Origin of the sequence: Paenibacillus sp. 1001270B_150601_E10, from assembly GCF_015558675.1 — a bacterium.
Lineage (GTDB): Bacteria > Bacillota > Bacilli > Paenibacillales > Paenibacillaceae > Paenibacillus_B.
On sequence record NZ_JADMOL010000001.1, the window covers coordinates 558407 to 578981 of the forward strand.

A 20575-nucleotide genomic window follows, 5' to 3' on the forward strand; every position below is an offset into this window, starting at 1 on the left:
ATCTAATCTTAATTAAAGCAGGAGCAGAGTCAGGAAAGATAGGTTGCAAATCGTTATAATGATTCGTTCATGAAAGTGAAAAGATCCTAAGAGGAATTGAAGCTAGGATTAGCAGCATGCAATGAAAAGAAGATTGTCGTTAGTTGATTCCCTTTCTTCTCCTTGTTGAAGAATGATGTTAAAATATGTTAGCAGCAAAAAGGAGGATTGGCATGGAATACCAAGGATCGTCTGCGTATGATCAAGAAGCCTTTTTCAAAAATTATTTGGCTAGAAGACACCGTACAAACAGCCCGAACAATCTTATTGAAAGGCCGATCCTGCTAGAAATGATCGGGGATGTTCGAGGCAAGCACATCTTGGACTTAGGGTGTGGAGATGCCCGCTTCAGTGTCGACCTGATGGATCGTGGATGCAGCTTCTACGAGGGGATTGAAGGCTCCCTTCAGATGGTCAATGAAGCGCGCAAGCATGTCGATGCTCATATGTGCAGCATCCATCACGTTAACATGGAAGAGTGGCAGCCAAATGAAGCAACCGTGGATTTAGCTGTTTCTCGACTTGCTCTCCATTACGTAGAAGATGCGCGCAGTCTTTTTAAAAAGGTGTATCATGCTTTGAAGCTGGGAGGAGAGTGGGTATTCAGCGTGCAGCATCCCATCCTCACCTCTTCGATAAAAAGCGCAGCCTCAGGTGGTCCACGAACAGATTGGATCGTAGATCAGTATTTTGAAATGGGACAACGAACGGAACCATGGATTGGGGAACAGATCGTGAAGTTTCATCGATCCATTGAGGATTACGTACAAGCTTGTTTACAGGCTGGCTTTAGCATTCTCGATCTGAGAGAAGGCAAGCCCAATCGCTTGTTATTTGAAGATCAAGAAGAATACGCAAGAAGACTTCGTATCCCTCTTTTTCTGATTCTAAGATGTAAGAAGCAGTCGTGATTCTTTCATTCCACTTCTCTATTATGGGTTATTGCTCTCTCACTATTCGGAGTTACGCTTATCCTTCCACTTCATTAGCAGTCGATAAACAACCATGCCGCCAATTACCGCTGCAAAACCGAGCAGGACGAGATATGTTTGTTCCAAACGACATCACCTGGACTTTCGTTATAGTAGTTGTTCTTTATAGCAAAGTTTTATATGAATTACGATAACAATGACTATTTATTATAACATGAGTTATACACAAAGGACGGTTATCCATGTCAAACACGATCATCATAACGGATTCACTTGCAGCACGTATTCTTCAATCCGAGCAGGATTTTCATGTATCACGGATACAATCGATTGCCGAACAAGAAGGCAATCCACAGGGAGTGGACATCCGTCATTTCGGACAAGCGTCTGCCACGTACATTCGTACTATGCCTTGGAGCGTCTTCAATGCGGTCAAGGGCCTATGCGATGAAGATGCAGGGCATCTAGCAGGGATAGTAGATTTTTATAAAAAGAAAGAACGATCCTTCCAGCTGGATATAGATCCTGTTGGCACAAGCAAAAAGCTGCTCCAGCAGCTTCCTTCATGTGGTCTCATTCAGACGGGTTTCCATTCCGTATTGATTGGAACTCCCCTGTCCAATAAGCCGCGCCTCTCTCCTGAAATTAGCATTCAGGAGATTGTAGATGAAGAAGGATTTGATCATTATGCTGCCATTCACTGTTTAGGATCAGGGATGGATCTTGAGCATAAGCATCATTTTGCAACCAATAATCGCGGTATTCTGCATCGACCTGGTTGGCGTATTTATTTGGCTAAATGGAATAAGCAGCCCGCCGCAGTCGCCACCATGTTTATCAAGGATGGGATAGCATCGCTCTCGCTCGCCGCAACCGCACCTGCATTTCGCAACCTCGGTCTTCAAACATCGCTCCTTCAGCATCGATTGCATGAAGCCAAGCTAGCGAATTGTGAATATGTCGCTGGACAAGCCAGCTTCGGCAGCACCAGTCAGCATAATATGGAGCGAGTTGGACTACAGCTAGCCTGGACACGGTCCGTGTGGGGGCCCATGTAATACAAAGTTATTCACACTGTCTGCTGACAGCAGCTACGAAGCTCACCCATAAGCTGTTCATAGGCTGCTTGTGCCTAGTTCGCTGGTTGCTGGGCACGCAAAGAAAAAGCTCATTCCTACTCATAAAACAAGTGGGAAAGAGCTTTTGAAGTTTATCATGTGTATGAATCAGTTAGTGTTTGGTTTGTTGGTTGTATTGTACGGTCTTGTTGTTGGGATTGTAAACTCTCACTTCCAGAGTAGTTTCATTGGAAAATGGACTACACCACATTTACCCACCCTAAATTCTCTAAAAGTCTTCTGTCAATATATGACTCTGTTATCACTGAAAAGTCGTCAGAATTGTTGTGAAGCCCATGCGACAATATAAATTTTTTTCCATTATCCATAACCAGTTCAACACCAACTTCATTCTGTAATTCAGCGAGCAATGCATTCTGTGGGGCGCGCTTGATGATATTTACCATCTTTATATTCTGCCCTACTATTTGACTCCAATAAGAATTGCTATACTGATTATCCAAGGCACTAATAGTATAGAGATCAGTATCATTTTCGGTAGGCTCATCAGTTACATATCCTGTATCATCTCTTTCAACCCATACAACAACAGAGTTCTGTGCTGGGTCACTAGCTGCCCCTACCACTAACCCTGATTGAAAATACAATAGTACCGGCCCAGCAGTTAATGAGAAAACATCTTCTTGTGCAATCCCACATTGCTCCATTGCATCACTACTTTCCCACCAGCTACATCTTATCAACTTGCTAAGCGTCTGATTTTTTACAACTTCAAACAATTTAACTTTATCAGACGGGATAGAACTTTTTTTATTGTCTTCATCCATCGAAAGTCTCCTCATTTCAATCTAATTTTTTTTGGCAGCCTCAATAAGTAGATCTATCATTCTTATGTTATTGGCAGATGGCTTTTCGCCAACAACTACGTCTAATGGATCAGCAACTACAATCTTTCCATCTTTTCCTATTAGGAACTGAAGATCGTTTATCTTAACTTTTTTCTCAATCATCATTTGTTTTATAGCATTTAGATCATTAATACTTTGTTGGTTTAATAAAGACGACTCCCCAACTATTCTTATTTTACCATTTTGTAACCTTACTATATCCTTAGAACCTTGAGCAAACCTGTCAAACATAAGACCTGGGTCGCCATCAACATTTACTGAACGAGCATTAACGGTTGGAAAGCCTAGTTCATCCAACTTATTGAGCAATTTGAGCTCATCATCTAGCAGGACTGTTGGCTTTCCAGGTTTTAAAACACCCACAGCTTCGTCATTCCCATACGCATATACATCCTTGTTACCACCGCTGCCCAAATGTTCTCCCAACTCATTTTTTGAAATATTTATAATGGAAGCTTTTGGCGTCCCTTCAAGTTGCCGCCCATCCCCAGCATCAATCTTCATAACGGAAGATGGAGGCTCATCAGGGACTTTTATCGCAATCCCTTCAGGTGTAACGAAATATCGATTCGATTGTAATCCATTAAACCAATCCTGAGGCTTCGCGAACTGCGTACGCCAATCGACATTTTTAATTGCTTCCAAGGCGGAATGACTAATTGCATTCAGCGCTTCAGGCACCTTCGCGGCCTTACCAGCTTTGGTTACATTTACCCCTGGTATAAGGATGGATGCCACATTGCCAATCATCTCTGCTTTTTCTTCAGGAGACGCACTTTCGAAATTTACATACATTTGTTTTGCAGCCTCAACAACCATCTCTGGATTCTGAATAATGTATTCAGCCGCATAAAGCATGTCCTGTCCAACCTTCTGAGGGTCGACGACAAGTTGATAGGCGAGACCTGCTGTGTCAACGACTCCTTCGATAACGCCCTTGATGACTCCTGTACCAAAGCCCCGCACCACCGCATCCGCCGTCTCTACTTTCTTCCGCCATTCTGTTTTTCCGTAAGTATCATCCAACCAGACAATATACTCCAAATACGGATTTTGCATGTTTTCATTTTTAAGATGCGCCTGAAAATAATCAAAGGTTGTCTCGTTCTCTTTGTTGTAGGCATCAATAAGCCTTCCGTCTGGCAAATGGGTTGGTGGGAGCTCGCCGCTGTCTATCTTTCGCAGCTTTTCCTCCAGCAGCGCATACTGCAAGCGATCCATGGGGTCCGCCTTGTCTTTTGCAAGCACATTTTGAATAAATGCGAGCAATTCTTCATTCTCGGGCATAGGTGAGCCGTCATCTTTAATCGGATTGAAACGGCAAGCTAAAAGGGGATCGTCAGAATTCGTAATGGCTAGATTTACTTGCTCATTATAGTATTGCTCCTCAATCCCTAGATCCCGCAGCTTCTCTCTAGCTTCATTCGCGCGTAAATGCGCTTCCCCCATATATGCTGAATGTCCAAAAAGCTTGTACACGCTGTATTCTTGCTGCGCCTCTGCAATCTCTTTTAAGGACAAAGCGACAGTAGAGAGCCCTAATCTCGCCGCTTCCTTTTCTTCCAGTGTACCTTCTGTCAAAGCACGAAGCCATTTAGCGGTAAGGGGATCTTCCTTAACAATAGCCACCTGCTTAGCCAGCAGCATGTCCATAAGCTGTCTTACAAAAGAGGCAGGATTGAGAATATGATACATTTGTTTGATAACAGGCAAGGAAGCTTCCAATCTAGATTGCCTTAGTCTTGTATCCCCTAATGAACTAATAAAAGGAACGAATCGGCTAATGCCAGCTGGAAAACGAAATGGCTTAGATGACTTAAGCTTCCGCTCAGCCTCTCGCTCTAACTGCTTATACTCGCTTGCTGCGTGATATAACTGTTTAGATTGCTCGTCAAGCTTGCCTACTAAGGTTGAGGCCTCACGTTGCAGTTCTTGAGCAAGCCTTTCGATGCTTTGCGCTACACTTCTTACTCCACCATCCTCTGGGTAAGAGGAACGAGCGGAACCCGCCACACGATTCGCAGTTCCTCCAATCTGGATAAAGCTCGACTCCAGCTCCCTTCGCCAGCGTTTGAATTGCTGCGATAGTTCCTCAATCTTGTTAGGATCTGCTAGAACGTTCACCTGACACCTCCGATCATGACACAACAGCCGTATCCAACACGGGAAAATATCACAGTTGTCTCACATCGAGGTCTTCTTTCCCTTAAAATGATGAAATATTAGCTTCTTTATTTAGGCTTATGTCCACAAAAAAAGCATATTATTATTTTCCATATTATCACAGTCAATATCAATAATCTGCTAGATTCATACCAAATCTTACAATTCTCTATGTGTGATCATTGCAATAGATGATCAACGTCTGGACGAAATCATTATAACCAAACTGTAAATACCATTATCATCCATTCCTTCCTATACTTTAGATATGCCTGATGGTCAGGCACAGCCAAAACGAAGGGAGTATCAGAAATGGCTAAGACACATAGAGGTAAAGGATTGTGGAAGACGCCTTCCAAGGGGCGGGGGACTTGTCCCATCTGTCTTTCAACTCGAATTAAGCTCTTATATACAGTAAGTGATAAAGAGAACCACCAGATCAAGGTGTGCAAAAAATGCAAGGATGCGCCTGCTGATCGAGTCGAAAAGGCGGTTGATACAAAGCAGCTGGCCTTCCGAGGCAAGCATCGTAAACAGCTCCACGCTAATCTCGAGGGATCAACATCATAAGTCGATATCTCTTCGACCTTTACTAAAGCAAAAAAGAGAAGCAGCCATAGGAGCTGCTTCTCTTTTTTTGCATCACCCTATCGTTCAAAAGAGCGGTTTCGATAGGCTCAAATTCCTCAAACTCATCTGTCATTCTATCAGCTACTTCACCAGCCATTCCAAGCTGTGAACCCACTCCATGCCGCCTGCATTCGGCTGTGGTGTTCCACATGTGCTTCGGCCGTTCTTCACATAGGTGGATAGTAGCTGGGTCAGTTCTTGAACAATATCGGGATGTGCTTCGCATACATTAAGCTGCTCGCCAACATCCTCACTCAAATCATACAATTGAACGGCAGGGGCTCCCTGAGGTGTCTCTCCAGGCATCGGGTAGCTCCAGCCGCCAGAATCCGGGCACAGCTCAAGCTTCCACTTGCCCTTGCGTATCGAGAATGATCCATTTATTGAGTGATGGACAATGGCCTCTCTCAAGGGTCCCTCAAGCTCTTGGCCAAGCCATACAGGCAAGCTGCTCACGCTATCCTCTCCTGCATGCTCTGGGAGTGGAAGCTGAAGAATGTCTGCAACCGTTGCCATTAAATCAACCAAGCATACCGGTTCATCGGAAGTGAGCCCAGACGCGATCTGTTCCGGCCACTGAATGATTAGAGGGATACGGTGCCCTCCTTCATAGATGTCTGCTTTATAGCCGCGGAACACATAGCTTGGATGATGGCCAAGCATGGCCAACTCTTTAACGTTAGCGCTCGGTGAACAGCCATTATCGCTGGTGAAAACAACGATCGTATTGTCTGCAATGCCGCACTCCTCCAGCTTCTGGACAACTTGCCCGACCACATCATCGCACATCAGCACAAAGTCGCCATAGTCATTCGTACCAGACTTGCCTTGAAAAGCCGCTGTAGGAAGCACCGGCGTATGCGGAGCTGGCAGCGGGAAGTAAATAAAGAACGGATCATCCTTTGCTTGGTCGATCCACTCTAATACCTTCTCCGTGCAGCGTGGAAGGACTTCTTCATGAGTGAAGTCCTTGCCTGTCGGCCCTTCTCTCCACCAGCCGAGCTCCGTTTCGCTTTTTGTGATGCGATTCGGCAGGGCGGTTACGCGATCATTTTCAATATACACATAGGGTGGCATATCTAATGAAGCACTTATTCCATAGTAATAATCAAAGCCATAAGCTGTTGGACCATTCGCAATAGGCTTTGTGTAATCGATGTCCGATATATCGTCACTGTTTAAGCTCCACTCCATGCCGAGATGCCATTTTCCAATGCAAGCGGTTTGATATCCCACTTCCTGAAGCATAGATGCTACGGTCATTCGCCCCTTTTCTATAAGAGGACGGCTATAGCCTCCAAGCACTCCATCCTTCAGTTCCGATCGCCAATTATATCTACCCGTTAGAATGCTGTAGCGGGATGGTGTACACACCGCTGAGCTGGAATGCGCATCTGTAAAAGCAATGCCTCGTGAAGCAAGCTGATCCAGGTGAACCGTATTTAGCTTGGAATTCTCATTCAAACAGGACACATCGCCATATCCCATATCGTCTGCCAAAATGTAGATGATATTAGGCTTGCCCTTGCTGCTGGAATGTTGTGTATTCATTGCTGCCTCGTCCCCTCTCCACGACATAAGTTTGCTTACGCTTCGTTTCTTAGATCCCATTACACGATGCTTGAACCCTCTTCTTCAACATAAGGTGTATCGCGAACTTCAGCCTGCAGCTCATGAAGCTGTCCCGTTAATCGCTCGACTACCTGCTCATAATCCGGATCATGATATACGTTAAGAAGCTCATGAGGGTCCTTCTTCAGATCGAACAGTTCCCACTCTGGCGGCACAGGCTCATAGCTCTGCGTAGAAGTGTCAAGAGGATCTGCATAGTAATAAATGAGCTTGAACTGCTTCGTTCGAATCCCGTAGTGCGCATGCACGCGATGCTCGTCAATATGCATCCAATAGCGATAGTACATCGCTTGCCGCCAATCCTTCACGGCTTCGCCTCTCGAAAGCGCACGCATGCTTCTGCCCTGCATCTCCTCTGGTGTCTTGATACCTGCAAAATCTAAAAAGGTTGGACCAAAATCTATATTTAATATCATATCGGTATTGACCGTGCCAGCAGCAAGCTCGCGGGGATAACGCATGACAAATGGCATCTTGAGTGATTCCTCATACATAAATCGCTTATCATACCAGCCATGGTCGCCTAGGAAAAAGCCTTGATCAGAGGTATAAATCACGATCGTGTCATCTGCCAGCTGCTGTTCATCAAGATAATCAAGCAATCGACCAACATTGTCATCGATGGATGCCACGCAGCGCAAATAATCTTTGATGTAGCGCTGATAATTCCAGCTTTTCCGCTCCTTGTCCGTCAACCCTTCCGGAGGTTCCATCTTCAAATCCGTCTTCGTCATATCCCGATCTACACGCATGAGAGCATCACTAGCCGCACGCGCCCGATTCGAGTAATCATCGTTGAAGGTTACGGGCTCAGGAATATCAATGTCCTCATAAAGATGCTGATGCTTCTTATCTGGAATCCAAGGACGATGAGGCGCCTTATGATGGCACATCAGCAAAAATGGCTTATCCTTGTCACGCTTTTCAAGCCAGTCAAGGGATAAATCCGTGATAATATCCGTTACATAACCAGAGTGCCGTTTATTTTCTCCCATCTCAATTAGGATGGGATCATCATAATCGCCTTGTCCAGGCAGGATGTTCCAATAATCAAAGCCTGTCGGATCGCTTTCACCACCGTGCCCCAGATGCCATTTTCCAACTATGGCGGTTTGATAGCCTTCCTTCTGAAGCAGCTTTGGAAAGGTCGTCTGACTTCCGTCGAAACGGTCGGACAACGTGCGAACTCCATTCAAATGATTGTATGTACCTGTCAAAATAGAGGCTCGACTTGGCGCGCAAATCGAGTTTGTACAGAAGCAGTGGTCAAATCGAATGCCTTCGTTTGCAATTCGATCAATGTTCGGCGTCTGATTGATGACGCTTCCATAACAGCTCATCGCATGTATAGCATGGTCGTCACTCATGATAAATACGATATTCGGTGCCTTGCGCTTTGATTGATCCATCTCAGGACCTCCCCAGTATTGTGCCTACAGCACATGGTTCAAACAATGGTTCGACTTATCATCGACAAGCAAGTGCATACCTCTTCATCTCAATCGTGAATACTCTACCTCGAAACTCCCAAATCAAGCATAACTTCCTACAGACCGTAATGCGCACCTTTCGTTCAAAATACCAGAGCTTGATCCTTCATCATATTTGTACTAGGATCTTGCAATAATCTCGTCAGCAATGGCATCCGTGGATTTATGATCCGTATCCAATAAATACGGAATATGCAGGGGATCATGGCTTAGCTTGCGAAGCAGGAACATGGAGCGATCCAACGATTCAAGATCTCCTCTTTGATGAATTCTTGCCTTCACCGTATCAGGTGAAGCTGTAAGAACGACATACGTCACCTGAATGCCGAGCCCTGCAAGCTCCTTCTCAAGCCATTCCCACTCCTCTTCCACGACAAAGTCAATCACGACATGCAGACCTTCTGCTAGAAACTGTCGGGTCAGATGCATCAGATTGCTCCAGGTTATGCGCAGACGATCCTCCCATAACGGCATGCGCTGTTCCTGAAACATATTCAGCAGATGGTCTCCTTCAATCCGAACTGCTCCTGGAATGCGCCTAGCAACCGCTTTGGACGTTGTAGACTTTCCGACTCCTACCGGACCTGAAATAATCGTAACACTTAACTTTTCTTGACGGTCCATAAGATTGATCTTCACCTCTTCTCCTCTGCGTTTTTTGTTAACTTCATTATATCAAGTTGAGCGTTTCGTGTGGGGTGATTATAGATATCGATAACATTTTTTTGTGATTTAGAATCATGAGCGTAAAAAACCTATTTGATGATCAACTTATAACGAAAGACCACACTTCTTAACAACCTCACAGAAATTACAAATTAATATTCGTATTCTGTTATAGACTTATCATTTTTTCAGGATTATAATAACGATTACATCTTGAAAAACGAACTTTAAGGCGGTAATTATGGAAAATAATATGCATTTATTTCAAGGCACTGCATTTTCTAGCAAATCACCTAAAGAAACACAAATCTTAAAAGACCACCTTTTCTTGGTCAATGGCGACGGAGTGATCGAAAAGATCGTCGCACCTGAGGAATTCGATTATCAGGACTTGCTTGAAGCTTATCAAGGCACGGATTACTTTCATTCCTTGGCAGAGGGCCAGTATTTCTTGCCTGGATTTATCGATCTGCATGTTCACGCACCCCAATGGGCTCAATCGGGGACTGCATTAGACATTCCACTATATGATTGGTTGAACACGTACACCTTCCCGCTTGAGTCTAAATTCTCAGATCTCAGCTTTGCGGAAAAAGTCTACGGCGATGTTGTCAGCACCTTGCTCGCGAACGGGACAACGACAGCCCTTTACTTTGCTACGGTGCATAAAGAAGCAAGCTTGTTGTTGGCTGAATTATGTACGAAGAAAGGCCAGCGCGGTCTAGTTGGAAAAGTGGTTATGGATGATCCTGAGCAGAATCCGGCGTTTTATCGTGATGCGGATACTGAAACAGCACTTAAAGATACAGAGGAATTTATTCTCGCCGTGCGGGAATTAGCTGAATCAACGAAGCAAGGGGTTTACCCCGTTGTGACACCTAGATTCATTCCAAGCTGCACAGATCAAGCGCTCAAAGGGCTCGGAGAGCTCGCGGCCAAGTATGATACCTATGTTCAATCGCACTGCAGTGAAAGCGATTGGGCACATGGCTACGTGCAAGATCGGTTTCAAAAGAACGATGCCTTTGCGCTAAATGATTTTGGCCTGCTACGTGATAAGTCCGTCATGGCGCATTGCAATTTCTTGGATGACCATGATACCGATTTATTTGCAGAGACAGGAACGGCAGTTGCACATTGTCCGATATCTAATGCTTATTTTGCGAACAGCGTTATCCCTATCGCTCATTTCCATAACAAAGGGGTTGAGATTGGCTTAGGGTCGGATATTTCCGGCGGCTTTTCACCTAGCCTTTTCGATAACATCAGACAAGCCGTCATTTCTTCTAGAATGCTGGAAGATGGTGTTAACCCGTCTCTTCCTGCCCATGAACGCGGCGTACCCGATTCACGCATTACGATTGATGAAGCATTCTATCTTGCCACAGCTGGCGGCGGCGAGAGCTTAAGCTTGCCAATCGGCCGCATCCAGGAGAACTATGCATGGGATGTACAAATCATCGATACGAATGTACCGTCCTCTAAATTGCCGATCTATGATGCGAATGAAGATTTACACGACGTTTTCCAAAAAATCATGTATCTATCTAGACCTGAAAATATCCGTGAGGTCTGGGTTCAGGGTGAAAAGGTTCATTCGCGTTAAGCCTATAAAACAAGCAAATTTGAGGTGTACATCAAAGTGAAAACACAAGCAGACAAACAAGATCACGCTCCACAATTAACAATCTCGCCTGATCAGAAACTATCCTTCGGCAAGTCCGCCATCCTGGGACTGCAGCATGTTATCGCCATGGATGTCTATGTCGTACCGTTTCTTATTGCCATGCTGATTGGTTTATCCTCCGGTCAATCCAGCGCATTGATTCAATCCACATTCATTGCAGCAGGTATCGGAACGATTGTGCAAACGTACTTCTGTATGAAGCTTCCTATCGCACAAGGCCCTTCCTACGTTCCGCTTGGTGCCATCGTCAGTATTTATGCCGCAAGCGGCGGCGGACAATTAGGCTGGAACTCCGTCTTGGGAGCAAGCTTGATTGGTTCGATCCTAGTCATTATTTTGGGCTATACAGGTATCTTCAATAAAATCGTTAAATCCTTTATCCCGCCGATTGTAGGGGGAACGATTATTTTTATCGTCGGTCTTTCGCTGCTGCCGGTTGCGATAAGAGACAATATTTATGGTGCAACGGATGCAACAATCAATCAGAACGTGCTGCTGGCCCTTATTTCAGGCGCCGCACTTCTTCTATTCGTTATTCTAGGTTCTCTGTTCCGTAAAAAAGGAACGATATTCCGCACAACGTCCGTCATGGTTGCTTTGGTTGTCGGATGTATTGCTGCAGATGCAATGGGCGTATTGGACTTCTCAGCAGTTCGAGACGCTAAGTGGTTCAGCATGCCGCAGATTCCATTTGCAGACTTTGGCTTTTCGTTCAATTTCTCCGCGATTATCACGATGGTGATCATATACTTCGTGCTGCTTGCTGAAACAACGGGCACCTGGTTTGCCGTCAGCAACGTTATCGATAAGCCGTTAACGGATAAAAACTTAAACCAGGGTGTAATCGGAGAAGGGATTAGCTGTCTTATCGCTTCTTTGGCCGGTTCAACTCCTGTTACAGGCTATTCCACCAATGCCGGTATTATTTCCATCACCGGTATTGCAAGCCGTCGTGTCTTTCTGGCAGTAGGCGGATGGTTTATCCTCTTCGGCTGCTCAGGCAAATTAGCAGCTTTGATCTCTTCGATTCCGACGTCTGTCATCGGAGGCGTATTTGCCATCGTTTGCAGCATTATCGCCATAAACGGGGTACAAGTGATCAAAAACGAAAAAATTGGCGAGAAAGAAATGTACATCATCGCCATACCGATGATTATCACACTAGCGCTAGTGCTTATTCCGAAAGATTTCTTGTATTCACTGCCGACGTTCGTGCAATATCTCTTAGGCTCGCCTATCCTTGCTGCTTCCTTGGCTGCAATCTTATTGAATAAGATACTGCCTAGTGAAAAGGCTAGCTAATGATCGATATACGGGGTCATTGAATGAATGCAAATAAGAATGCAAATACGTAATAGACTCATACTAGTAAAAGAACTCCTTACACACTGTGCTGACAGCAGATGCAAGGAGTTCTTTTCACTTCTTCGATTACTCCGATCTTTCTCATGCCTCAACGAAGCATCCGTTTCACGGTAAGAACAACCGTAGTTCTACCTCGTATTTCTTCTTGAAGATCAGCTATTTCAACGTATACTCTCTTTTCTATCGATCCATTCATAGGTTGAAAGAATGCCGCTATGATTTGTGTACCTAATAGACGCTTTACGATTGCTACTTCCATAGTAAAAATGGCTCGCCCCGTTGCATGGAGCGAGCCGCTTAGCATATAGAAGCTTATTCTTTCGTTCCTTTGCATGCTTTCACAAAGGCATCTACCGTGATAATTCGCCCACCAAGGCTGAGCGTACCTGCAAGCTGTGTCACTGGCGGAGCCTGCAGATGGCTCTCTTTCATCACAGCCGGATTCCAGAAGATCTCCTTCGCGGTGCTATCGGACACCACGCGGCGATTCGCCATCGCAATGACACGGTCAAATTGATCGGCCACATAGTTCATATCGTGAGTGATCATGATCACGGTCTTGCCGTTCTTCGTGAGATGCTCGATGATCTTCGTCAAGCGCTCCAAGGAGCGCGCGTCTTGACCTGCCGTCGGCTCATCCAGAATGACCACCTTCGTCTGCATCGCAAGCACTGCTGCAATCGCAACAAACTTGCGCAGCGAGTATGGCAGACTGTACGGATGCAAATCCGCAACATCCATAAGGCCTGTGAGCTGAAGTGCTTCATTGACTACTTGCGATGCCTCTGACTCGCTAAGATTCAAATGACGTGTGCTGAATTCTACTTCTTCTCGAATCGTCTCATGAAAGATCTGATCATCAGGATTCTGGAACACATAGCCGACCTTTGAGGATACCTGAGCGGTCGTATGCTCCAGCGTGTTCCAGCCATCCACGATTACGGTGCCGCTTGTCGGCTTCAGCAGGCCGTTCATCAGCTTCACAGCCGTCGTCTTTCCTGCACCGTTTTGACCAATGATCGCAACCTTTTCTCCTTCTTCAAACGACATCGAGACTTGATCAAGCGCTTTTGATCCGTTTGGATAGATAAAAGATACTTGTTGCAGTTCCAATAGAGCCATTATTGTCCCGCTCCTTTCCGAAGAGGAGCACATACCTGTTCTGCTTCCGCTCGCGTGATTGGCACCTCAGTCACCAACTGCTCCTGCTTGAGGCGAAGACCCAGCTCGGCATATTGCGGCAAAGAGCCCCCATGAGCTTTCACTTTTGGATCGCTGAGAATCGTCTTCGTATCGCCCTGCATGACAAGCTCGCCATTTTCAAGCAGGATAATCTGATCTGCATATTCCGCAATCCACTCCATCTTGTGCTCGACCAAGATGATCGTCTTGCCCCGTTCTTTCATCAGATGAATGATTCTAAAAATATCCTCTGTCCCCTGCGGATCAAGCTGTGAGGTTGGCTCGTCAATAATAAGCACCTCCGGATCCATCACGACCACAGACGCGAAGGCAACACGCTGCTTCTGGCCGCCGGACAGCTCCGTCGGATTTTTGTCTGCAATTGGTCCAAGCCTAAGCCGTTCAATAACCTCCTCTACCTTTTGCTTGATTAGCGCCGGTTCCAACCCTAAGTTCTCAAGACCGTAAGCAATTTCCTCGAACACCGTGTCCTTCGCCCCTGTGATCTGTGTGAACGGATTCTGGAATAGGTAGCCGATGCGTTCTGCCAGATCGCCTAACTCCAGCTCCTGCACACGCTTGCCGAACAAGGTTACCTCTCCTTTAAGCTCTCCATTGAAAAAGTGAGGGATAAAGCCACGCAGCACATTGCACAGCGTGGACTTGCCAGCACCGTTGGCTCCAATCACGGCATAGAAGCTGCCCTTCTCTATATCCAGGCTTACATGCTTCAGCGATTCCCAGTCATTGATTGGATAGCGATAGGACACATCGCGTAACGTTAATAAGCTCATCTTAGAATCCTCCCTTCACCCAGATATAGACAAGCAGAGCAAGCAGAATGACGCGAAGCACGTAATCAAGGGCTGACTTATGCAGCACGGTCACATTTGTCTTTTTGTTATGGCTTGTAAATGCACGTGACTCCAGCGTAATGACACGCTCCTGCGTATTTTCAAAAGAAGACACAATCAATGTGCCAAGCACCGGCACGATCGCCTTCGCTCGAATCTTCAAGCTGCCTTCCGTCTCCACGCCGCGGGACTGCTGTGCGTCCATAATCGCGTTCAATTGATGGCGCATCTGCGGAATGATTTGAAGCGTTGACATAATCACGTATGTCACTTTCTTTGGCGTTCCGATTTTCTCCAAGGCGACGATAAAGTCCTTCGTCTTTGTAATCTGGAAGAATAGGGTAATCGAAGAAGTAATCGCGACGATCTTCGAGGTCAATAGAAGGCTATACTCCAGCCCTTCCTGCTTCAGACTGAAGATCCATCCGGACCAAAGCACGGTCTCTCCAGGATAGAAGAAGCCTTGGATGATGAAAATAAACAGCACAATTAGCGTCACGCCTTTGAAAATCAAGCTGCAAAAGCTGTTGAATACCCCTGCCAGCAGCGCAATCAGCATGCAGATCGGCAGAATCAAGTACTGATAGCCATAGCCTGGTACAATTAGGATCGAGATTAATACAAAGAATACACCGAGCAATTTCGTCATCGGGTGAAGCTGCAAGATTGGATTTTTCATTTTCGAGTCAGCCCCTCTTTCCGATGACGTTTCTTGGATCGCATATAGGGCGCGCCGTAATGCATTTTGGACAGAAATTGCGGCGTCATTTTATAAACAATAAGAGAACTTGCAAGGATGGCCAGCACTTTATCAACAACCCCCAAGAGCAGGGTCTGGGAGAACACCGCCGTCCATATTTGCTGCCCAGTTGCAAGCAAGGTAGCCATAACCAAGTCGCCGCTCTGCCCCGTTACCCCGCCAAACAAAATAACTTGAATCGGGCTTGATGTCGCCGACGATACAACCGCTATGATAAGCCCTGACACGATAATGCGCCATGGCTTTACAAACATGCCATACTTCGATAAATAGCCTGCCGTTAATCCGATCGCCATGGATGTTAAGCCAAATGGAATCGAGATCGGGTTCAGCATGCCGTTTACCAAGTTGCCTAGCCCGCCTGTGATCATGCCCACCCACGGCCCTGCTACCATCGCAACGATGCAAGTCCCGATAACATCAAGATAGATGGGCATCTTTAGAATCGTCATCAACTGATAGGCAACGACGTTGATCGCAACACCGATAGGGATCATCGTGATGGCGAGCAGCGTAAAATCAACCTTAATACCGCGTTTCATCTGCATTCCTCTTCCTGGTGTTAAATTCGAATCGTACTATTGTGCAAACCCGTCCGTTAGATGGGACGAACCGTGTAACTCGCATAAGCCGTTCGGCTTCCCTCTCGATTGAGAAAGCCAATTTGCCCGTTCAGATATGGCATGTCTGCATCCGTATATTCCATCATCAGCTGCCCATCGACATACATTTCATAATGATTCCCCGATGCTTTCACGGACAAAGTGAGCTCTCGATGATGCTGAAGCATATAAGGAACCTTTGTGAGCACTGTCCAGGCAAGCCCGTTCTTTTTCAATAACAGTAGAGAGTTGTCTTCCAGCAGCAGCGCATAGCTTCTTAGCGCCCCCTGCACACGGAACAGGATGCCATGAGAAGAGCCCGTGAGCGGCGTAAGCGTCGACTCAAAGGTATAATCACTGAAATAGTGTCCGCCAGTATAGGCTTCGATATCTCCTGTTGCCCCGCTGCCTGTCAGCTGTCCGTCTTCGAGTGCCCAATGGCCGCGCAGATATGTCAGCTGGCGCACATCTTGGTGAATCGGATTCCATACTTCCATAGCAGACGCATGGAACGATTGATGGATGTCCGCTTGACCTGAGAATGTCACCTCATCAATATAAGCAATAAGCGACTTCGGAGAGCTGTATATCTCAGCTAGCGGAATCCATTCGATGCCCACCTCTGCAATCACTGCATTTGGCATCGTTGGAACACTCCAGCTTAGGCTGGTCCACTCATCTAGTGGAAGCTTCACTTTGTCCCCGTACGAGAACGCGCCATCTGTCAAATTACGCACATATAAGCGAGCGGCCAAGTGTTCTTCATTTCCTTTCGGAACATAGACATGCATCGTTACGGTTTGGCCAGGAAAGAAGTTCGGTGTAAAGCTTGGATCATAGCGGCTGTCATTGAAATCTTCCGGCGTATAATACGTTTGCATATAAGTGCGATAGCTGCCTCCACCATACAGTGAACTGAAGCTCACTTGAAGAGAACGCTTTCCATGGTATGCCGCTTCATCCGTGTTCACGCATGAGGTCATGATCATGGCCCCCTCCGGTCCCGCATTGCGAAATGCATGGGTGGCGCCTGGAAGTTCGAAGTCATAATGTGCATGGAAGCCCTGATTGTCAGGAATCTCTTTGCCTACAAAATAACGTTTCGATATCGCTACGGTCTCCTTCGCCACATTTGCTAAATCCTGAATATTGCGTGAACCAATCAGGCTTGACGTGCATACAAAGTCATTTATCGGCTTGCGCCAAGCTTCATCGATGCCAGACAGCCCGACAAAAGTCCCTACGATTGCGCCAACGTTTCCTACGTTGCAATCCGTATCCCAGCCGCACATGTTCGAAATGTTGATGGATCGGCTGAAATCTCCTCCCCCATATAACAAGCCAAGTACAACCACCGCCGTGTTCGGGATAATATGGCACACGCCTGGATAACGATCATAACCGTAATGTGCTTGTACATAACGGAAGCATGCTCGCCAATCCTCAGGCTGCTCCTTATGAAAACGCACCATATCCAACACAACGCGAGCATATTCACTATCCTGCGGGATTGTCGACAGCCCCCTTGCGATCACCTCATGAATAGAGCTTGCGTTAAACGCTGCCGCACAGCATGCTGCCACAAACCGCCCGCCGTAGATGCCGTTTTGATCATGAGAGACAGAGGCCATCTTGCCTGCCAGCTCTGCCGCTTCTTGCTCATCGCAAGGTGCTAGGAAGCCCCATACATCGCTAAAAATCTGACCGCCGATCTGTTCAGCCACCGCTCTCGAATTCTGCTCCATCGATCCTGATCTTGGTGCTTCGATACCTGCCTTCAAGTTGTTGTAAGCGGTATGTTCCGTTGATATGCCATATCCGCCCCACCAGAAGAAGCCATGGCTGTCTGCTATATAATTGAGCCATGTGTCTCCCATCGCCTTGGCCGTTACCTTTTCACCAAGCGGTAAATCCCTAAGCGCCTGCATAAAGAAAATTGGCCCGTTCACATCATCATCTGCAGCAAAGTTCTTAAAGTCGTACAAGTAGCCGGTAATCTCGCCAAATGCCCGTTCAATTCGTTCGTAGCTCCAGTTCTCTATGTTCGCCCCATGGCGAACACCGATCATCTTGCCTAACCAGCCTGCATAGACTTTCTCAGGGTAATCGGAGTGGTATGTGACCATGTCCTGCCTCCCGCCGTTTTTAATAAGGTGCATATTTCCAAGTTCTACGTATTGTTGTCATTCACGCCCTTATTATACTTGAGCCAGGTTTACATCCGCTTCTCATTATCCTCTTCCCAATTCTCAAAAACGTTCCCGAGACCAAATTTTTCTCGGTACGATTTTGGCGACATCCCGGTTACCTTCTGAAAGGCACGATAGAAGCTGGCCATGCTTTGGAAGCCGCAGTCGAAGCAAAGCTCGCTGATGGGGTCATAGGTGCTTACGAGCTTTTTGGTTACCTCGCGAATGCGTAACGCCTGAATATAGTCTTTCAGGCTTTGGCCCATGCATTCTCGGAAGAATCGTGATGTGCGCCCGCTTGACCAACCGACAAGCTTGGCTGCATCCGCAAGCTGGATGTCACTTGTGTATTGCTCATGGATAAAATGAAGGATGATGCGGAGCTCACGATACGATTCATTCAGTCTTCTCCATTGATCAGAAGAAATCTGATTCATATAATTCCGCAGAAACAGAACATGAATCTCAATAAGCACGGCACGCACGCGTGACAAATAACCGATCTCCTGAGTCTTCATCTCCTCCAGCATGATCTTCATTCGTGGAAGAATCATTTTGGCAAGCTCAGTATCGGCCGCAATATGATTTTGAAACTGGTCGGATTGATAGCTGTACGGCAGCAGCAGCTTCTCATCCTCTACAAGCAGAATGCCTGGATCAAAGTTAACAAAAATAAAGGAGCAGGGATCATCTGGATCAGCTTGTGCAATATGCAGCTCCGTTTGATTGACAAGGAAGACGTCCCCTGGACTTACTGGATAACGCTTCTGTTCAAAATAAAATACTCCCGAACCGGACAAGCATACCCCAATCTCCAAGCTCTGATGGGTATGAAAAGGCTCAAGCATAGAGCTCGGCGTCCACTGAAACGCTTCCAGCGGAATAGCATGTGAATATTCAATATGTAGCTTCATGGGCAAGAATTCACTCCCCGTAATAAGCATGGTGGAAATCATTTGGATGATGAAGATGGATCATATTGCGATTAGAAGCATACGTCATTTTCTTAACAATATGAACCTATTATATATCAAACGTTCGTTTTTGCTTATAAAAGCCGTAAGATACCATCAATTCCCTTTTCAAAAACATTCATTCCACTTCCATTTTTCAAAATCTTAGCCCATCATGCTGTTCAGCTTGCGCCTTCTTTCGACTAATGCCCTTTCTATAATCTGTATTTCAACTAATAGGATTTCTACATCCGTAATATCGTAAAAAAAGCAAGCTTACAATCATCTGCAAGCTTGCTTTTATCAGTATGTTTAATTATACAATAACAACTTCAGGCTCTGGAACAAAGCCAAACGCTTTGTCTATCGACTCCTGTACTACTTGAATAAGATGAACCACGTCTGCAGCCTTAGCTCCTCCGCGATTCTGAATCATATTGCCATGATTCGGCGAGATCATTGCGCGCCCGTAGGTCGTTCCGCGCAGATTCAGCTGATCCGCTAGCTTGCCGATCGGTACGCCATAATCATAGTTGTTTTTAAACACAGAGCCGCAGGATGGATAGTCGAAATGCTTTTTCCCGACGCGGTCAGTAATGACATCCTCCATGGCAGCAATGGTTCTTCCTCTAGAGCGAAGCTGCTCCAAGTGGCCGATGTAATAGGAAGAGAAATCTCCCAAACTAGAGTGGTGGTACAATTGGGACTGGAACTGAGCCAGCGCTTGGTTCAGTGAATCAGGATCATGTACAGTACCATCGAGCTTCAGGTCCGCACCCGTTACAAACCAGCGATGCTTCTGGAAGATCGTCGATTTGTAGCCAAACTCGCAGTCCTCTGCCTTAATGGCTTGAACGCCGCGGCTAATATGATCCAAGTCCAGATAATACACCGTATCAAGCACGTCGCTCATTTGACGGCTGAAGTACTTTGCATTCATAAAGATGCCGCCGCCGAAGGTGCCTGGCAGCAAGAACGTAAAGTCAAAGTCATGGAATCCGTTCATTGCTCCAATCAGAGCCAGCGATGACATCGGCATGCCTGCTGAGACATAAAGCTTGTTGTCATGAAACTTGGCTTCCATGTGGTCCCGCATGGAGATGAACAGCGTATCCGGGTCCGGCTGATCCGGGAATAAAATGTTGGAGCCTGATCCAAAGATAAAGGAATTCATCCCTTTGGATTCGACTTCGTCCAATAGCAGGACGAGATCCTCTGTCGTCTTCGGCTCGGCTAAGAACCGAGCCTCTCCCCCAATCTCGTAGGTAGAATATTGGGATAAAGCTGTTTGCTTTTTAAGCATATGTTCAAATCGTTGATGTGCAATCATTATAGGTCTTCTCCTCGCATGAACTTAACACAAGATCCGCTATGTACAGCGTCTCTGTACCATTATACGCAAAATTAGGCACTGGAGTCACTTCTATGAACTTGAACGATAAAG

Annotated in this window: 18 protein-coding genes; 6 read left to right on the forward strand and 12 right to left on the reverse strand. The window is 46.2% G+C overall.

Going from position 1 to position 20575, the window contains the following annotated elements:
- Positions 1 to 212 precede the first annotated feature (212 nt).
- Together I2H74_RS02695 and I2H74_RS02700 are read left to right on the forward strand one after the other, a co-directional pair.
- On the forward strand, positions 213 to 950 hold the full coding sequence (locus tag I2H74_RS02695; protein ID WP_195571413.1) for a class I SAM-dependent DNA methyltransferase: 738 nt from the start codon (positions 213 to 215) through the stop codon (positions 948 to 950).
- Positions 951 to 1213: 263 nt separating this feature from the next.
- Positions 1214 to 2029: a GNAT family N-acetyltransferase gene (locus I2H74_RS02700; RefSeq protein WP_195571414.1), complete on the forward strand. Its 816-nt coding sequence runs from the start codon at positions 1214 to 1216 to the stop codon at positions 2027 to 2029.
- 260 nt (positions 2030 to 2289) lie between these two features.
- Here the strand turns inward: I2H74_RS02700 and I2H74_RS02705 are convergent, their stop codons facing one another.
- Entirely contained in the window at positions 2290 to 2877 is a 588-nt protein-coding gene (locus I2H74_RS02705) for a hypothetical protein (RefSeq protein WP_229106296.1), read from the reverse strand.
- A 21-nt stretch (positions 2878 to 2898) separates the two neighbouring features.
- Positions 2899 to 4671: a hypothetical protein gene (locus I2H74_RS02710; protein WP_229106297.1), complete on the reverse strand. Its 1773-nt coding sequence runs from the start codon at positions 4669 to 4671 to the stop codon at positions 2899 to 2901.
- Positions 4672 to 4881: 210 nt separating this feature from the next.
- On the opposite strand from I2H74_RS02710, the gene I2H74_RS02715 reads away from it, so the two are divergent.
- Together I2H74_RS02715 and I2H74_RS02720 are read left to right on the forward strand one after the other, a co-directional pair.
- Positions 4882 to 5046, forward strand: a complete 165-nt coding sequence (locus I2H74_RS02715) for a hypothetical protein (RefSeq protein ID WP_195571418.1) — start codon at positions 4882 to 4884, stop codon at positions 5044 to 5046.
- Between the two features lie 387 nt (positions 5047 to 5433).
- A complete protein-coding gene (locus I2H74_RS02720) occupies positions 5434 to 5691 on the forward strand; it encodes a hypothetical protein (protein ID WP_195572155.1) in 258 nt (85 codons plus the stop codon).
- A 141-nt stretch (positions 5692 to 5832) separates the two neighbouring features.
- Here the strand turns inward: I2H74_RS02720 and I2H74_RS02725 are convergent, their stop codons facing one another.
- The 3 genes from I2H74_RS02725 to I2H74_RS02735 form a co-directional block, all read right to left on the reverse strand.
- Positions 5833 to 7302 carry a sulfatase family protein gene (locus I2H74_RS02725; protein WP_195571420.1) on the reverse strand — a complete coding sequence of 490 codons (1470 nt, stop codon included), beginning with the start codon at positions 7300 to 7302 and terminating at the stop codon, positions 5833 to 5835.
- Positions 7303 to 7361: 59 nt separating this feature from the next.
- On the reverse strand, positions 7362 to 8792 hold the full coding sequence (locus tag I2H74_RS02730) for a sulfatase (protein ID WP_195571422.1): 1431 nt from the start codon (positions 8790 to 8792) through the stop codon (positions 7362 to 7364).
- 201 nt (positions 8793 to 8993) lie between these two features.
- Complete coding sequence (locus tag I2H74_RS02735) at positions 8994 to 9512, reverse strand: AAA family ATPase (RefSeq protein WP_195571424.1); 519 nt, start codon at positions 9510 to 9512, stop codon at positions 8994 to 8996.
- 268 nt (positions 9513 to 9780) lie between these two features.
- Between I2H74_RS02735 and guaD the strand changes: the two genes are divergently transcribed.
- The gene (guaD, locus tag I2H74_RS02740; RefSeq protein WP_195571426.1) at positions 9781 to 11145 is read left to right on the forward strand and encodes a guanine deaminase; all 1365 of its coding nucleotides are present in this window, start codon (positions 9781 to 9783) and stop codon (positions 11143 to 11145) included.
- 36 nt (positions 11146 to 11181) lie between these two features.
- Positions 11182 to 12528, forward strand: a complete 1347-nt coding sequence (locus tag I2H74_RS02745) for a uracil-xanthine permease family protein (protein ID WP_195571428.1) — start codon at positions 11182 to 11184, stop codon at positions 12526 to 12528.
- Positions 12529 to 12903: 375 nt separating this feature from the next.
- Here I2H74_RS02745 and I2H74_RS02750 read toward each other — a convergent pair whose 3' ends face one another.
- The 7 genes from I2H74_RS02750 to I2H74_RS02780 all read right to left on the reverse strand — a co-directional run bounded on the left by I2H74_RS02750 (position 12904) and on the right by I2H74_RS02780 (position 20461).
- Positions 12904 to 13713, reverse strand: coding sequence for an energy-coupling factor ABC transporter ATP-binding protein (locus I2H74_RS02750; RefSeq protein ID WP_195571430.1), 810 nt, complete (start codon positions 13711 to 13713; stop codon positions 12904 to 12906).
- Positions 13713 to 14567, reverse strand: a complete 855-nt coding sequence (locus I2H74_RS02755) for an energy-coupling factor ABC transporter ATP-binding protein (protein WP_195571432.1) — start codon at positions 14565 to 14567, stop codon at positions 13713 to 13715. The genes I2H74_RS02750 and I2H74_RS02755 overlap by 1 nt, the downstream gene beginning before the upstream one ends.
- 1 nt (position 14568) lies before the next feature.
- A complete protein-coding gene (locus I2H74_RS02760; protein ID WP_195571434.1) occupies positions 14569 to 15306 on the reverse strand; it encodes an energy-coupling factor transporter transmembrane component T in 738 nt (245 codons plus the stop codon).
- Positions 15303 to 15929 carry an ECF transporter S component gene (locus tag I2H74_RS02765; protein WP_195571436.1) on the reverse strand — a complete coding sequence of 209 codons (627 nt, stop codon included), beginning with the start codon at positions 15927 to 15929 and terminating at the stop codon, positions 15303 to 15305. The genes I2H74_RS02760 and I2H74_RS02765 overlap by 4 nt, the downstream gene beginning before the upstream one ends.
- Positions 15930 to 15985: 56 nt before the next feature.
- A complete protein-coding gene (locus tag I2H74_RS02770; protein ID WP_195571438.1) occupies positions 15986 to 18115 on the reverse strand; it encodes an ADP-ribosylglycohydrolase family protein in 2130 nt (709 codons plus the stop codon).
- A gap of 89 nt (positions 18116 to 18204) precedes the next feature.
- Positions 18205 to 19092 carry an AraC family transcriptional regulator gene (locus I2H74_RS02775; RefSeq protein ID WP_195571440.1) on the reverse strand — a complete coding sequence of 296 codons (888 nt, stop codon included), beginning with the start codon at positions 19090 to 19092 and terminating at the stop codon, positions 18205 to 18207.
- Positions 19093 to 19447: 355 nt separating this feature from the next.
- On the reverse strand, positions 19448 to 20461 hold the full coding sequence (locus I2H74_RS02780; protein WP_195571442.1) for a UDP-N-acetylmuramate dehydrogenase: 1014 nt from the start codon (positions 20459 to 20461) through the stop codon (positions 19448 to 19450).
- Positions 20462 to 20575 lie beyond the last annotated feature (114 nt).